Source organism: Microbulbifer celer, assembly GCF_020991125.1.
In the GTDB taxonomy this organism is placed as follows: Bacteria; Pseudomonadota; Gammaproteobacteria; order Pseudomonadales; family Cellvibrionaceae; genus Microbulbifer; species Microbulbifer celer.
On the sequence record NZ_CP087715.1, the window covers coordinates 4,028,926 to 4,044,558 of the forward strand.

A 15,633-nucleotide genomic window follows, 5' to 3' on the forward strand; every position below is an offset into this window, starting at 1 on the left:
AGGTGCGACTGAATTGTGGAACCAAGGACGGTATCTATGAAACAACTGGTATTTATCCTCGCCTTTCTTGCCTCCAGTGCGGCCTTCGCACAGTGGAACAATCCCATCGATGCTTTCTGTAGCGGCGAATATCGTGCGATCGGCACGGTTGGCCTCGGTGTGGGCGAGCTGCAAATCAACGATGAGCAAGACTTTGCCGGTTACGCGAGCCTGGGTGTCACACCCGATGCCGGCGTGTGGCAGGTGGAATTGCGCTACACCAATTTTGACGACGGCTGGGCTTCCGTTGACCAATGGGGCATTGGCGCCAAGGTGGATTTCACCGTGTCCTGTGATGTGCAGTGTCTGTACTGGATGGTAGGTTGGAACTACGGCGATTTTGATGTCGATACGGTCGACAAGCACGGAGTGCTTTACAGCGACGTGAATGCGGAAACAGAAGACAACTACTGGAATGCCGGTGTCGGTTACCGCTACAACTGGACTCGCGATTTTGATACTTCCATCGAGTACAACTACAACGATGTAGACGCCCGGGTTCGATACTTCGATGGTGAGGTAACCCGGCGCTTTGACCTAGGCCACCTGCGGACATTGACAGTGAATTTCAGTTACCGGTTTTGAAGAATTTGCAAATGGTTAAATAGTTTTTCGCCATTTGTACCGTTACCGGGGATAGCTTTGTGAGACCATCTGCGGCCAGAGCCCCCTTGGATGGGTTGAGGGACGCCTAGTCGGTGTTTCGCAAAGCTATGCCGGGTAGCGGCGCCGCTACTTGCAAGTTGTTCAGTGGACTTGGTCCACTGCCCGACTGATATCGAGAAGGTTTGGAAAGCGTCAGTCAGACTCATATCGAGCCCGTCATCTCCCCCTATTGATGGCCGTTGTAATGGGCGGCTCTCCTTCTCGCGCCCACCCGCCCCAATCCTACGCCAGTCAACACCTCACTCTACAACCCCTAATCAATTGCCAGCCGGCTCCTTGTATAGGTCTCGGGCGGAGGAATGTGGCATTATGAACCGGATAACCGAAATAAAAAGACGATTATTTGAACAAGGAATGATCAGTGACTGACAAATACAATGTAGAAATTACCGGGCAAGCGGTTGGGGGAAAAAGTCCGGAAGAGGCAATTGCGGCGCTGGCCCAGTATGCGGGGATCAGTGAAGAACGCGCACAGGCGATGTTTGCGCGCGCGCCCGCCGTGGTGAAGCGGGATATCCCCGAAGATCTGGCCCAGCGCTACGAGCAGAAGCTGGCGGAACTCGGCATCGGTGCACAGCGGGTTGCGGCGGAGGCGCCCGCGATGGCAGAGGCAGAGAGCGGTGCGTCGCAAGCGCCGACCGCCGGCGAGGGTGCAGCCAGTGTCGCCGAGGCGCAGCCCCGCAGTGCAGAGCCCGCCGCACCGCAACCGCCCAGCGGCGGTGATAATCGGGGGGGTGCGTCCGCAGGCAAGCGCCATGTGGGTTTTGTATTCAGTGGCAACGGCTACGAGTATTTCAAAATCTGGATCGTCAATATCCTGCTCACCATCGTGACTCTGGGCATCTATGCCCCCTGGGCGAAGGTGCGTAACGCACAGTATTTCTACGGTAATACCAGTCTCGACAACGCCAGCTTCGCCTTCACCGCGGACCCGGTGAAAATGCTGATCGGACGTCTGATCGCCCTGGGTCTGCTGGTGGCATTTATGGTGATCCAGAGTTTCTCCCCCCTGACCGGGGTCTTGCTGGGTATCAGCCTGGTATTTGTCTTCCCCTGGGTGCTCAATCGCACGCTGGCGTTTTACGCGCGTAACAGCACTTATCGCAGTATCCGTTTCCGCTTTGTGGGCAAGTACTCTGACGCCCTGATCAATTTTCTGGGGTGGCCCATACTGTCGATGTTTACCCTGGGTCTGTTGACGCCATTCGCGATCTACAAGCAGAAGCAATATGTGGTGGAAAATCACCGCTACGGCAACCAGAGCTTTTCCTTCCGCGCCCGTGCCGGTGATTTTTACACCCTGGTACTGGTAGCCATCGGCGTGGGCCTGGTAGGCATCATTGCCGGTGCACTGATCGGCTGGGTACTGGGGATGGTATACGAGCCGCTGGCTGCGCTCACAGGGCTCGGTGTAATGATTGGTTATGCCCTCGGTATCCTGTACTTCGTCACCAATATGAACAACCTGATTTTCAATAACACCAGCCTGTCTTCCCACGACTTCAAGGCCCGTTACCAGCTCAAGTCGTTCGGTTGGTTGATGGTGACCAACTTTTTCTTCGTTGCGATCACCCTGGGCCTGTTTATTCCCTGGGCCAAAGTGCGTCTCGCACACTACGCTGCGGAACACACTGCGCTGGATGTAGCCGGAGATCTGGATAAATTCGCTGCAATCAGCCAGCCGGATGAGTCCGCATTTGGTGAAGAGTTTGGTGATGTCTTCGATATGGAAGTCGGATTTTGAATCAAACCATTGTCTTGCATGGCAAGTGGCAGGACGGTGCTACGAGTAGCGTCCTGCCTGCCGAACTGCACTGCCTCGAGGGGCGGGTCTACCTGATCGCCAATGGCGAGGAGTTGATGGGCCTGCCTCTGGATCTGGTGCAGATAACCCCGAAGCTCGGTCGTACCCCGCGTTATCTGACGTTTGCCGATCAGCGCGGCCAGTTTGAATGTGAGGACCACAGCGGTCTCGATCAGCTGGATAAATCCATCGGCAGTCGCGGTTACGGGATTATCCACCGCCTGGAAAATCATCTGGGCATGGTGGTGTTCGCCACGGTGTTGGTTGCCGGCATTATCTGGGGATATTTCACCTGGGGGGTACCCGCGGCCAGTGAGGCACTGGCGTACCGGCTGCCGGCAGATCTGCTGGACCGTTCCGCGCAGGAAACCCTGTCGTTCATGGAGGAGTACTCCCTCGAGCCGACGGCGTTGAGCGACGAGAGACAGGCGGAAATCCGTGCGGAATTCTCCGCATTTGCACCGAACTATCCGATCGAGAAATTGCGTTTTTACCGCGGGGCGGAACAGGGTGCCAATGCATTTGCCTTGCCGGATGGCACTATCATCTTCACCGATGAAATCATCGCACTGGCGGATACCAATGACGAGCTGCTCGCGGTCTTTGGCCATGAGCTTGGTCACGTGGCACATCGGCATTCGTTGCGCCAGGTGATTCAGGGCTCCGCGGTGTCGCTGACGTTTGCGCTGATCACCGGCGAGGTCTCCGCACTGGGCGATTTACTGCTCACGGCTCCGGTCGTGTTCTCCCAGCTTTCCTATTCGCGCCAGTTCGAACTGGAGTCCGATGCTCATGCGGTGGACATGCTGCGCGAGAGCGGCCGGTCCCCGGAGGCATTGGCAACGATGTTGAGCAAGCTCTATTACAGCAGAACAAACTGTAGCGAAGACTGTCCAGCCAATGAATCAGAGCCCGGTACGGACTCTGCTCCGGCAGGTGAGTCGGAAATGCGCAAGGATAAAAACGAGAATCGCGAGGACGGGTCGAAATGGCTCCGCTACCTCAGTACGCATCCTCACCTGGAAGAGCGAATTGCAATCACGAAGTACAAAGAGCGCGAATCGGACTGATTGTCGGGTTAGATGCGGAATCAATGAATCGCGTGAGGGCGCTGGATTGAGTAAAGAGAGATAAGCCGTATGAGAAAGTGGCTCTGGCGCAGCGCAATCCTGCTCGCGGTATTGGCGACGGCCTACATCGCCTTGCCCTGGTATTCTGCGACACAATTGGTGGAGGCCGCACAGCGCGAAGATGTGGAAAAGCTGCAGCGCTATGTGGACTTTCCCACCCTGCAGGACAATATCAAGCAACGCCTTCAAGACGAACTGAGATCTTCATTGGGTGGCGATGTACCGAAGGAGTTTGATGGACTGTTCACTGCCGGGTCTGAAATGATCCTGGGTCCGCTGGTGGAGCGCTTTGTTAGCCCCGGAGGCATTGCCGATCTGATTCTGGGGCGCCGGGATTGGCGCGAACTGGAAAAGATGTTGGCTGGCAAGGCGACTGCGCCATCCCGGTCCCAATCGACGGCGCAGCCGAACGCCACAACCCCAGATTCGAGCGGTGGCCAAAGTGACCCGCACAGCGGTGAACAGCCCCATCGTCACCGTTGGCACCTGTCCGGGTGGCATTTTACCGGGCTGAACACCGTGGTGGCGCAGGCCACCAGTAACGAAGATGACACCACTGTGCGACTTTATATGCAGCGTCAGGGTTTGCGCTGGCGCTTGGTCGACCTGGCACTGATAGAAAAACCTTCACCGGAGAATTGAGAATGGCGATGGCACTGGAAATGGTCGAATCGGTGAATGTATTTGGGGATCCGCTGCTGACCTGCAGTAATAATCCGTTGACCGGTTTTTTTAGGGATGGCTGCTGCAACACCAACGATCAGGATGTGGGTTCCCATACCGTTTGTGTCGAAGTGACGCAGGAATTTCTGCAGTTTTCGCGGGAGCGGGGTAACGACCTCAGCAGTCCGGTGGAGGAATTCGGCTTCCCGGGTCTGAATCCCGGCGACCGCTGGTGCCTGTGCGCGGCGCGCTGGCTGGAGGCGCAGCAAGCGGATATGGCGCCGCGGGTGTATCTGCAGCGCACACACATCAAGGCATTGGAAATAGTACCACTGACGGTACTGCGCCAGTACGCGGTCGACTTGAACTGACGGGAAAAGTGGCTGCAGGTATCTGCCCTGGCGCCTACCTGGCCCACGCACTAAAAATGCTCTGGAATAGTCCGTCCTGGCCTACCCAGAGCGGGCCTAGCGGCCGAACCAACTCACAGGATGAGAATTTGTTGGTGAGCGCGGGCTTCCTGCCTCCCCGATGGCACTGATAGACGGCCACCGGGATGCTCAGTAGTCAGCTTGCGCTTACTCCCCAGCGTTGACAATAGCCCCAACGAGCCTTCTTTCGCCTATTTGCGACCGCTGCCGATTGCAGGGTCAATGACTGTCTAAATCAGCCCCTTGGTAATGCACTCGCCCAGTACCTGGGACATATTGTGACATCCGGATTTTTTGATGATCCGCTTGCGATGGTTCTTGATGGTAAATTCCGACAGGTTGAGCTCACCGGCTATCTGCTGACTGGTAAGCCCGGTAGCTATCAAACGAATGATGGTGATTTCCCGCTCCGTGTACAGAGACTTTGCCGGCACAGGGGGGCTGAACTCACCTTCAATATTGATGTTCTGATACGACGGGGCACCGTTCATTCCGATCAGTGACAACTTGTAATTGTTTTCCGTGGAGAGGTGGGAAATATCTGTGTGGATGTTCAGGGATTTGCTGAGGCCGCCGTTTCCATCTGTAGACAGCACTACCGCCTGGTGGTTGAACAAGCGATAGCTGCCATCCCTGGTGCGGAAGCGAAAGCAGTAAGAGATTTTGTAATTCAGGATCTTGTCGATACCAATTTCATCCTGAAACAGGCGAATAGCCGTTTCTTCGGCCCGGGTGACAAAGGCCATATCATCCGGGTGTACCTGCTCCAGAATCTGTTGGAAGGTGACTTTGTCGGGATTCAGTCCGAGAATGCTCTCGATCGACGCGCTGACATTGTGAATTTTCAGGTCAAAGAGATCGAAAGTATAAAAATAGAAGGGACCGTTGCTGAAGATGGAGGCAATTAACTGGTCCAGCCTGAGCTGAAGCAGTTCCGCTTTGGCGTCACTGGAAATGATCTCGTTTTCCCGCCATACCCTGCGAAGGTGCTCGACAGCGGGCACCTGGTTGTTGTTCTTTGACATAGCTGAGCCAATTTGGATCTTGTCATGGGCGCGGCACGGCCGCAGAGGCGGGCCAAATCGGCCCTCGATGTGACATTTGTCACAAATAGTATCGAGATACTTTTATCAAAGGTGGCTCGGGATGCCAATAAAATTCCCGTGAGCTGGCAATTTTTTGAAATGGTGGTGTAGCTAAGACAGTTTAGGCAGTTTCCAAGGTGGTTGTGGTGGGCCGGCGTTCAACAGGAAATTTTGGTCGCAAGTCCCATGTCTATGGCGCAGAGTTCTTCGTAAGCAGCTTTTTTGCGCCACCCTTGTGAGTCATCCCGCATTCGCGGTCGTTTATGACCACCTATTCTCGGCTTTATGTTGTGCCGGGTTCGCTGCTTGTTGTATGTTTTCCGAGCAAAACAATAACAACCCCCACGCGATGATGACGACGCCGCAACCATGGCGATTAAGGTACCTGTAAAAAGTACCGATACTGCGACCGGGGGACTCCGTCATGACGGAGCGTAGTGATGGTTCACACTTATGCCCAAGACCTCCCGCAGGTCACTGCTTGCACTGCTGCTGGCGGCATGTCTGCATGCCTACGGCGCCACTGACTCTGCCGATCCGGTGACGGACGACGGCCTCGATCAGCTATACCCGCTGGATATTCCCTCGCAGCCACTGGATCAGGCACTGCTGGCGCTCGCCCGCCAGACCGGGCTGGCGGTCATGATCGCGTCCGATCTCAAGTTGCGGGGGTTGGCACCGGCACTGAGCGGCGAGATGTCGGCACAGCAGGCACTGGAAAAACTGCTGATGGATTCCGGCTACCGCTACCGTGCCGTGAATGATCAGGGCCTGGTGGTATTGCCGCCGCGCAAGGTGGTGGCGGCCCCGGAACACACTATTGAACCGGAAGTTGAACTGCGGCCGCTATTGGAAGAGGTAGAAGTGGTGGCCAGCAAGCGCCGCACCCAATTGCAGGACACGCCGATGGCGATCACCGCATTCGGCCGCAACCAGCTGCGGAACCTGCAGATCGACAGCCTGGAAGATCTGGCCATTCAGGTGCCGAGCCTGCAGTACGCGCGCAATGGCGATCACACGGCATCGCTGCTGTATATGCGCGGGATTGGATCGGATAATCACACCGAGGCCGGGGATTCCGGGGTGGCGATTCATGTAGACGGTCTCTACAGTAGCCGCGCCCAGGGCGCCGCGGTGCTGCTGTATGACCTGGACCGGATCGAAGTGCTGCGCGGCCCCCAGGGTTCGCTGTTCGGGCGCAACTCCACCGGCGGCGTGATCAACTACCACACCGCGCGGCCGCAGCAGGGATACGATACCGAGTTCTCCGTCACCTTGGGTAATTTTCACCGCCAACAGCTTGAGGCGATGGTGAACCTGCCGCTGGGTGAGGAATTCGCCCTGCGCTGGGCGGGTATTTCCAGCCGCGCCGATGGCTACACCGATTACACTGCAGATTCCGTGTGGGCGCCGCGGCGAAACCGCTACAACAATGTCGATCAGTTCAGCCAGCGCCTCAGTGTGCACTGGCAGCCGCGGCACGACCTGCACTGGTGGGCAAGCGTCGAGCGTTACAGGGATCGCGGCGCCGGTGGTTTGCCGATGGTGGATTACGGCATTCCCGTCACCATCGACACCCCGGGTGTAACAGACCTCGTTCAGGATACTTTTCGCAGCCGTCTGAGCTGGCGCACGCCGAACGGTATCAGCGTCACTTATATCGGTGGCTACGGTGCCCTCGACCGCACCCAAGCCTGGGATGGCGACCGCACCGGGCCCGTAGGCAGCGAGACCGATCCCGCCATTTTTCACCAGAGCAACCGCACCCTGTGGTCCGACTACCAATCCCGCCAGCACGAACTGCAATTGAAAAGTGACAACAGTGGCGACCTGCGCTGGTTGCTGGCCTATTTTGACTTCGCCGAGGACAACGGTATCCGCTTCGATCTCGAGCACCAGACCGCGGACGGCAGCGGCTGGGGCGGTGCGCCGTCACACAGCTTTCAACAACCGGAACGCGGCTCACACCTGAGCGCGGTATACGGGCAGCTGGACTGGGATGTAAATGAGTATTGGGAGCTGTCCACCGGCGCCCGCAGCGGCCGCGACCACCGCTATGATCGCGGCGGGCGCAACATTGCCTGTCCGGACCTGATCCGCAGCGACCGCGATGGTGAGCTCGGTTCCATCGCCGTCAATGCGGATTCCGCTGCGCCCGGTCAGTGTTACGTGAGTAATTACAACGATGTCTCCCAGTCCTGGCGCAGTACCACCGCCATGGCCCGCGCCACCTTCCGCCCCGCGCCCGACAGGTTGTTCTATCTGCTGTTTGCCCAGGGTTTCAAGCCCGGTATCGTCGAGGATGGCAACAGCCTCGACGGGGTCTACAGTGGATTGGACGACCCGGATTACCAGCGTGCCCTGGAAGCGGTGATTGCGCGCAACAACAGCGATGACGAGGCCTTTCGCGCTTATGTAGAGCCGGAAACCAACGCCAATATCGAACTCGGCTTCAAGCTCGGGCTGCGCGATGGCGCCATGACCCTGAACGGCGCCCTGTTCAATACCCGCTACCGGGACCTGCAGGTATCCGGCGTCGCTGAGGATGAAGATGGCACCGAGATTGTGCGCAGCACCAATGCTGCCTCCGCTACCATCCGCGGGTTGGAGATGGAGCTGACTTGGGCCACCAGCCTCAACGGGCAACTCAACGGTTTCTTTTCACTGCTGGATGCCCGCTACGATCGTTTCTTCACCGTGGACAACGCCTACCCCCGCTACGGACAGACCTGGAACCCGGCCGCTGACGACAGCAGCAGGTCCGACAACCCCGACCTTGTGGATTACAGCGGCAACCGCCTCAAGCAGGCGCCCCGCAGCAGCCTGAGCCTGAACTACACCCATACCCTGCACCTGGGAAATTGGGCCAGTGCGCGGCCCACGATCGGCGTGCGCTACTCCGACAGAGTCTATTTCGATGAAGCCAACCGCGGCCGTCGCTCCGGCCGGCTGCTGGACAATCGCACCGGTGAATGGGTTACCGACCCCGGCGGTCCGGTGTCGGAGCTGGACTACCAGCCCGCCTACTGGCTGTGGAGTGCGGGGGTCAAGATCGAACCTGTGGCCGGCAACTGGTGGTTGAACCTGTTTGGCGAGAACCTCACCAACAACCCCGTCCGGCAGGACCTGCAGGATGCTGACAGCGCCATTCCCGAGTACTACCTGGCGCAGCCGCGCACACTGGGCCTCGAATTCGGCTTGCGATTTCAATGACTTCCAGCGATCTACCCCCAATATCGTCCAATTAAAGCAAGTAAGGGGGGACGGTTCTCCATGCCGATACGTTTTAACTCCAAGAGAAGAAAAACCGGGTGCGCGGCTGTTGTGCCCCGCAGCGGCCGCAGAGCCGCATCCACAAACAATAAAAGCGAGATGGTGAAGAGAATCCATGGCGACAGCATGGGCGGAACCCCTGGCGAGTGATGATCGCCAGCCACTGGAGCATTACTACCGGGAGTACCATCAGGAACTCTGTCGGTATGTGGTGAGCAAGTTTGGCCTGCCCCACGGTGATGCCGAGGACGTCGTGCAGGAGGCATTTGCCCGCATGGCGCCCAAGTTTCACGCTGAGGGCATTGCACACGTGCGGGCGTTTCTGTACCGGTCGGTACACAACGCGTCCATCGATGCGTTGCGCAAAGGCCAGGTCCGGGAAGGGTATGCGCAGGCGGTACAGGCAGAACCGGAGAACGAGTACGACAACCTCAGCCCGGAGCGGGTCACGGCCGGTCGTCAGTTTCTGGGGCTGATCAGTAGCGCGCTCTGGAGCATGCCGCACAAACGCCGCCGGTTGTTGCTGATGAATAGGGTCGACGGCCTCTCCTACGCGGAAATTGCCCGTAGAGAGGGACTCTCGGCAACGGTAGTCAAAAAACACGTAGCCAAAGCACTGGCGGGCTGCCAGCAGGTGCTGCGTGCACATGATGGAGAATTGTAATGGCGGCTGGAAACAGTCAGATACGGGCAGAAGATCAGGCACGTGAGTGGTTCATGCTGCGTCATGAGCGCGAGCTCACTGCCCGCGAGACCGCTGACTTCGACGCCTGGATGGCTGAGCCGGAGCACCGGGCGAGCTATCAGCAGTTGGAAGAGATTGATCGCAGCCTCGCGGCCATAGCCGCCAGTGCCGAGGGCGCGCGCATGCGTCGCGCCGGCGAAGGTGTATTGAATAAACCAATGCAGGCACTCACCCGAGCCCTGTCTACCCTACTGAGCCCCGTGCCGGCAATGGCGTTTGCCTGCACTCTGTTACTCGCCGTGGGGGTGGTCTACCTGTCGCCACTGCAACAGGATCAGGCGCAGACCACTTACCGCACCGAGCTTGCCCAGAGCCGGGAAATCACACTCCAGGATGGCAGCCAGATCACCCTCGGTGCCGACTCGGAAATCGCCACCCGTTTCACCGACGCGGAGCGCACGGTGGAACTGGTAAAAGGGCAGGCGTTCTTCACCGTCAGCAAGGACCGCACGCGTCCGTTCCTGGTCAACACACCCACCACCCAAGTTCGGGTAGTGGGCACCCGCTTTGATGTACAGCGCGGTGACAGCGTCAAGGTTACTGTGGAAGAGGGGATTGTCGATGTGACCCGTCATGTTGTTAATGCGGTCGCCAGTAATACCCAGCCCGACAATACCCGGTCCAACAATACCAGCAGCGTCTCACAGGACGTCCCCTCCCTCTCGCCCCGTGCAGTCCGCCTGACTGCAGGTCAGCAGGTGCGCGTTAATCCTCGCGGTGTCAGTGCCATCACCAGCGTGGATGCGAATGAAGTCGCCAGCTGGCGGCGGGGCAAATTCATCTATCGGGACGCACCGCTGTCAGAAGTGGTTGCCGACGCAAACCGCTATCGCCCCGGCCACATCGTCCTTGGCGCGCCAGAGTTGTCGAGCCTGCGTGTAACTGCCTCTTACTCGCGGGATCAGGTGCAATCTCTGGTAGCGATGCTGGAGGAGACGCTGCCGGTACGAGTTTATCGCGAGCCAGGTAACCGCGTGGTACTGTGGCCGAAAGGTGTGGACAACTAATCAGAGTGTTTTCGCAACAGCGGCGCCGGGCGAATACCCCGCGCCGCTTTTTTGTATCTGGGGATAGCTGAGATTGAAGCTGCGGTTACCGGCGGGGGTACGTTTTATACCGATGGCGCGTTATATAAACAGGTGACTTATGGCAATGATGCTCTCGTCGACATAGTGCCATCACCTGATATCTCCTCGTCATCATCCGATCTCGCACGATCGAGTAGAGTTAGCCCGGCACCTTGCCGGGCTTTTTTTGGCCGGTTCACTACACTCCATAATCACGCTCGACTCTGGATATCCTCGTTTTAAACGATGAATACCACTTTTCGCGACCTAACCTCTGAGCTTCTGCGTGCTCCAAATTGGCCTTCCAGTTTTTTATGGAATCAAGGTCGGACCAATAGGAGACCGTGATCCCTAAACCCTCTCGTGCGGACTCAATTCCGATAAATCCAGGCTGATCGGAAGCAAGAGCAATCATCTTTCCAGCCATATCCTCGTAGCCCTCATCATCATCCGACAGGTGCGAGGTGAAAATCACAGCGTAATAAGGAGGATTTGGTGTTTTGGCGATAAGTGACAATCGGATTTTCCCAGGTATTCGATGGCGTAAATGGCCGCAGTTTTCTTTCAGAAAATTTTTGCAGAATTAATTGAAGACTGCAGTCCGGAAAGCAGTTTGGAACTTTTAGAGCACTTTCTCATAAATGGACACCTCTTCGCCGTTGTACAGCACCAACTCGATGAACTGCCAACCTTCACGGAGTAGTAATGAATTTGCCGTGCTTGTACCCGAATAGATGACCTTGAAGCCTAGGCTGCGTGCAACCTCCTCTAGAGCGAGTGCCATTTGCGCACCAATACCGTAGCCACGGTATTGCGGCGCTACCATGCCCCCAGCCACCCACGGTGAAAAATGCTTGTGTGTCGTAATGGATTCAGATTTTAGTGCCACAACACCGCACGGTTCTGGACCAACAAATGCCACAAGGCCGACAGGTAAGTGATTTCGACTTGAATACGCCAGGAGATCTTGACGCGCATCGCCGGGGCCATCTGCTCCATAGTAGTCGGGCCATTCCGTTTGGAACAGGCGCTCAAGCACAGGCAGAGCTTCTGGACGATCTGCGAGGTATCCAATGTCAGGAGAAATAGCCATAGTCATTTTCGCTCTAACGCCGCTAGTGGGTAAGCTGTCCGGTGAAGCCCGGCAGAGCCGGATCGCATTGCCTCGCCCTATTTTGCACTCTTGGATGAATGTCCGCAGCTCCTCTGAAAGTGAGGAGAGGTCTTCAGTAGATACGAGCGCTTTGTGTACACCCAGTATGGTGTAGTGGTCAAATATTTTGGGCCATTACAATGGCCTTGTTCGCATCCGATATCTCATGTTGGCTAAACACTTGAATACCATGCCGGCGGAGCAGTGCAGCTGTAACGCCCATACCGGGGTTCCGCTTACCTGAGAAGCTACCGTCATAGATGAATGAACTGCCGCAAGAAGGACTAGATTCAGCCAGTACAGCTATTTCAATATTGAATTTATTACACAGTGCCAAGGCAATCGAGGCCCCTTTGATAAACTGGTCGGTAACTATATTTCCGCCTTTTTCAACAACGTCGGTATCACCATCTAATACACTGTCTCCGCTACCGACGAAAATCTCCGCAGGTTTCCTGGGAATGCTCATTCCGGCCTCAACTTCTGGGCAAACTGAAACAACCCGGCCTTCAGATATCCAACTCTCTATAATCTGATCGTGCACCCGTAGGCTCCCGCCATCGTATCGAACACTTTTTCCTAAAAGGCAGGCGCTCACTAATACTTTTCTCAAACTACTAACCCCCAGTATTGTGGCATTAACGCTGCGAGCAGCGGTAGCGCATTGTATACACGAAAATTGGAATGTGCTCACCATTCCGTAAATCTGGAGACCCGCAAGAAGACGGGATCGTGCAGAGTGTCAGTATTGAAGTAATCTGCATGAATTGTGGGAGTCTAACACCTGGGGCAAGCCGTCGGTTGGAGCGCTAGCACAAATCGGTCGGATTGACTCCCCTGTTAACTCAATGTCTCGCGGAATAAAGAGTTTAGGCTGTTCATGGTTTTCCCATTTTTCTCAGGGCTAACGGAAAAAGACTCTAAACGCTTTAGCTCAGATTCAATGAATTCGTTTAGTTCTGTGATCGGCGGCGCCAATTCCTTTTCCAAGCTTCTCTTTTTTCTCGCCAGTAGCTCTGAAATCTGGCCATCTAGCTCAGCTCTGTCACTGACCATTTTTCTAAGTTTCTCAAATTCAATCGGTGCTGGTTCCCCATATTTCTCCAGCCACATGATTGAAAGCAGTGGTCTCAATACATAGAAGTACTTCTTGATAGGAACACGTTCTTCCCGGAGGTAGCCCCTGTAGTTCGTTTTTGCCATGCTGCGGTAGTGGTATATTCCTTTTTCAACGGAATACACGCTGGGAAGAAGATCCCGCGCGCGCTGAGAAAAATTGCCACGCTCGATATACACAATAGGTGACTGCAGCCATTCCACAAATGCAGGATTAGACTTGGAAAAGAGCTTCAAAGCTTTTCTGATGTCCCACCCGTTAATGTCGATTTCATCGACAATCGGATACTCAATAACATCTCTTTTGTCTTCCAGGTCAACTGCGACATACCAATCTCTGGGGTGTGCGTAAACAAAGCGAACATCGTAGTCACTATTGGGCGATTCGAACCCCCAGGCTCGGCTGCCCGACTCGATGGCGTAGAGAACCCGCACTCCGTGCTCTTTTTCGGCTTGTTTGATCCTTGCAAGAATCTCTTCTTTAACGACTTTTTCGATCATAGATGTATTTTAGTTGGTGCACGCCGTACCGATTAAAAACGCAACATTGCGGAGGTTTTGGCACTCGGTGCGCGGCCTGGTTGTGTTCTAGGCGTTTGCAGGCAAACGCACTGTGTCCTGCGGGACATAGTCCGCTAGTTGATGACGGTGAGAGAGACATCCTTAGAGACCTGAAAGCAGCAGCTCCTGCTTTTTCCAATCAAAAGTGCGCCCCCGGGCCTTTCCCGGCCAGCCGATCATCAGGGTTGCGCAACTGGCACGCCTCCAGAGACAAACAGCCACAGCCGATACACTCGCCCAGTTGATCCCTCAGCTGGGTCAACAGAGTGATGCGGGTGGTCAATTCATCGTGCCAAGAGGCGGAGAGTCGCTGCCAGTCCTCTGCAGTAACCGTGCGCTCGGTAGGCAGCGTCGCCAGCGCCTCGGCAATTTCACTTAACGGCAGTCCCAGACGCTGAGCCACCTTGATAACGGCTATCCGACGCAGCACATCGCGGTGAAACCGCCGCTGGTTACCAGTGTTGCGCCAGCCTTTTATTAGCCCCTGCTGTTCATAGAAATGAATGGTGGATACCGCAACGCCACTGCGGGCCGCCACATCACCCACGCTAAGAGGGGCCTGCTTATCGATACGGGTTGCCTTAGACATCATCCTCTCCGTTCCGGTCTCTCATCTCCCAGGCCGGACCCGGGACTTACACCGTCATAGTCCTGTGCCTGGCAAGCGCTTGACCTCAAGTTAACATGAGGTTTTACACTCCACATGTCAATGTTGCCAAATCACTGAATAAAACAGGAGACCGAACCATGCAAGCCGTTATGCCGGATCTATGGGAAACCGAGACAGAGCATCCCGCCCCGGGGCTGACCACACATGCCTACCTGCTCACCCGCCCGCAGGGAAATATTCTGTTCTATAACACCAGCTGTCCGAGCGCCTGGCCGGTGATAGAGGAACTGGGTGGCATCACCTGGCAGCTGCTGAGTCATGAAGATGAAGTGGGCAGTTCGTTAGAGACCATCCGCCAGCGCTTTGGCGCAAAGCTGGGCATCCATGAAGCCGAGCGTGAGGCCGCAGCCAGATTCCGCGAACCGGATCTGCTGTTCAGCGAACCCGGCCCGCTGTTCGATGGCGTACAGATCATCCCCACCCCTGGCCACACACCGGGGAGCACCTGCTTTCAGGTTATTGGGCAACAGGGGCTGTGTTACCTGTTCACCGGAGACACCCTCTATCGGGGTAAACATGGCGTATGGCGAGCCGGGATGATTGACGGACACAGCAACCGCTCGCAGTTACGCAGCAGTCTGCAGCTTTTGCGCACCCTTTCGCCGGACGTGGTGATCTCCAGTGCGTTTACCGGTGAAGCAGGATATCAGCAACTGGCGGGAAACGACTGGCAGGTGTTGGTAGATACGGCGCTGGATAAGTTGGGTTGAGGTGTATGAGAGCTCTGGCATTGTCCACCGGTAGCGCTGAGTTTGTAGAGTACTGATTGTTCCTCTTTGAGAACTCAGCGCTTCAATCCGCCAGTGGTCGGATGGGGGATGTTCGAAACTTTGTGGTAGCAATGCAGAGCATGCTCCGATTACAGTAGGTTGCCTTTTCAAACTCGCTGACATTCATAGCAATATGTGGAACATGCGGAAACATAGCAACAGACTTTTCAACCGCCGCTGGTGACAGCTTTGCTCGCTGCTCAGTGGTTCGATCTTCCATAATGCTGGAAAAAACGTGGACAAAAAGCTCACGCTTTTCGCTAACCAAATACTTAATGTAAAGATTGTCCCGGGCTTTAATATTACTGATATCAAACAAGCCAGAGGCAACAGCAACCAAATGAATCTGCTCTGCAGTATATTCCGCAGGGTGGTTTTCCAGCACCTAGACTGAGCAGTTGACGATAAAATCGTGGAATGGATCTTCCTGTGTACGCTGAATTGCTAATGGTCTAATCGT

16 protein-coding genes are annotated in these 15,633 nt (G+C 55.9%); 9 read left to right on the forward strand and 7 right to left on the reverse strand.

Annotated elements, in window-relative coordinates:
- The first annotated feature begins 36 nt into the window (after positions 1–36).
- The 5 genes from LPW13_RS16840 (at position 37) to LPW13_RS16860 (ending at position 4,673) form a co-directional block, all read left to right on the forward strand.
- On the forward strand, positions 37–624 hold the full coding sequence (locus LPW13_RS16840; RefSeq protein ID WP_230437154.1) for a TonB-dependent receptor: 588 nt from the start codon (positions 37–39) through the stop codon (positions 622–624).
- 442 nt (positions 625–1,066) lie between these two features.
- Entirely contained in the window at positions 1,067–2,449 is a 1,383-nt protein-coding gene (locus tag LPW13_RS16845) for a YjgN family protein (RefSeq protein ID WP_230437155.1), read from the forward strand.
- Positions 2,446–3,579, forward strand: a complete 1,134-nt coding sequence (locus LPW13_RS16850) for a M48 family metallopeptidase (RefSeq protein ID WP_230437156.1) — start codon at positions 2,446–2,448, stop codon at positions 3,577–3,579. Before LPW13_RS16845 ends, LPW13_RS16850 begins: the two co-directional genes overlap by 4 nt.
- A gap of 69 nt (positions 3,580–3,648) precedes the next feature.
- Complete coding sequence (locus LPW13_RS16855; RefSeq protein ID WP_230437157.1) at positions 3,649–4,281, forward strand: DUF2939 domain-containing protein; 633 nt, start codon at positions 3,649–3,651, stop codon at positions 4,279–4,281.
- A 2-nt stretch (positions 4,282–4,283) separates the two neighbouring features.
- Positions 4,284–4,673, forward strand: a complete 390-nt coding sequence (locus tag LPW13_RS16860; protein ID WP_230437158.1) for a DUF2237 family protein — start codon at positions 4,284–4,286, stop codon at positions 4,671–4,673.
- 290 nt (positions 4,674–4,963) lie between these two features.
- Here the strand turns inward: LPW13_RS16860 and LPW13_RS16865 are convergent, their stop codons facing one another.
- Positions 4,964–5,758, reverse strand: a complete 795-nt coding sequence (locus tag LPW13_RS16865; protein ID WP_230437159.1) for a LuxR C-terminal-related transcriptional regulator — start codon at positions 5,756–5,758, stop codon at positions 4,964–4,966.
- A 513-nt stretch (positions 5,759–6,271) separates the two neighbouring features.
- On the opposite strand from LPW13_RS16865, the gene LPW13_RS16870 reads away from it, so the two are divergent.
- From LPW13_RS16870 to LPW13_RS16880, 3 genes are all read left to right on the forward strand, one after another.
- The gene (locus tag LPW13_RS16870) at positions 6,272–9,031 is read left to right on the forward strand and encodes a TonB-dependent receptor domain-containing protein (protein WP_230437160.1); all 2,760 of its coding nucleotides are present in this window, start codon (positions 6,272–6,274) and stop codon (positions 9,029–9,031) included.
- 175 nt (positions 9,032–9,206) lie between these two features.
- Positions 9,207–9,755, forward strand: a complete 549-nt coding sequence (locus LPW13_RS16875) for an RNA polymerase sigma factor (RefSeq protein ID WP_230437161.1) — start codon at positions 9,207–9,209, stop codon at positions 9,753–9,755.
- On the forward strand, positions 9,755–10,843 hold the full coding sequence (locus LPW13_RS16880) for a FecR family protein (protein ID WP_230437162.1): 1,089 nt from the start codon (positions 9,755–9,757) through the stop codon (positions 10,841–10,843). The genes LPW13_RS16875 and LPW13_RS16880 overlap by 1 nt, the downstream gene beginning before the upstream one ends.
- Before the next feature lie 259 nt (positions 10,844–11,102).
- On the opposite strand, the gene LPW13_RS16885 is transcribed toward LPW13_RS16880, so the two are convergent.
- The 5 genes from LPW13_RS16885 to soxR form a co-directional block, all read right to left on the reverse strand.
- Entirely contained in the window at positions 11,103–11,420 is a 318-nt protein-coding gene (locus LPW13_RS16885) for an antibiotic biosynthesis monooxygenase family protein (protein WP_230437163.1), read from the reverse strand.
- Between the two features lie 105 nt (positions 11,421–11,525).
- Positions 11,526–11,996 carry a GNAT family N-acetyltransferase gene (locus LPW13_RS16890; protein ID WP_230437164.1) on the reverse strand — a complete coding sequence of 157 codons (471 nt, stop codon included), beginning with the start codon at positions 11,994–11,996 and terminating at the stop codon, positions 11,526–11,528.
- Between the two features lie 178 nt (positions 11,997–12,174).
- Positions 12,175–12,753 carry a DUF523 domain-containing protein gene (locus LPW13_RS16895; RefSeq protein ID WP_268932658.1) on the reverse strand — a complete coding sequence of 193 codons (579 nt, stop codon included), beginning with the start codon at positions 12,751–12,753 and terminating at the stop codon, positions 12,175–12,177.
- Between the two features lie 143 nt (positions 12,754–12,896).
- Complete coding sequence (locus LPW13_RS16900) at positions 12,897–13,673, reverse strand: nucleotidyltransferase domain-containing protein (RefSeq protein ID WP_230437166.1); 777 nt, start codon at positions 13,671–13,673, stop codon at positions 12,897–12,899.
- Between the two features lie 199 nt (positions 13,674–13,872).
- Positions 13,873–14,322 (reverse strand): redox-sensitive transcriptional activator SoxR, encoded by a 450-nt coding sequence (gene soxR / locus LPW13_RS16905; RefSeq protein ID WP_277610959.1) that lies wholly within the window; start codon positions 14,320–14,322, stop codon positions 13,873–13,875.
- Between the two features lie 158 nt (positions 14,323–14,480).
- Between soxR and LPW13_RS16910 the strand changes: the two genes are divergently transcribed.
- A complete protein-coding gene (locus LPW13_RS16910; protein ID WP_230437168.1) occupies positions 14,481–15,113 on the forward strand; it encodes an MBL fold metallo-hydrolase in 633 nt (210 codons plus the stop codon).
- Between the two features lie 82 nt (positions 15,114–15,195).
- On the opposite strand, the gene LPW13_RS16915 is transcribed toward LPW13_RS16910, so the two are convergent.
- Entirely contained in the window at positions 15,196–15,558 is a 363-nt protein-coding gene (locus tag LPW13_RS16915; protein WP_230437169.1) for a tautomerase family protein, read from the reverse strand.
- Positions 15,559–15,633 lie beyond the last annotated feature (75 nt).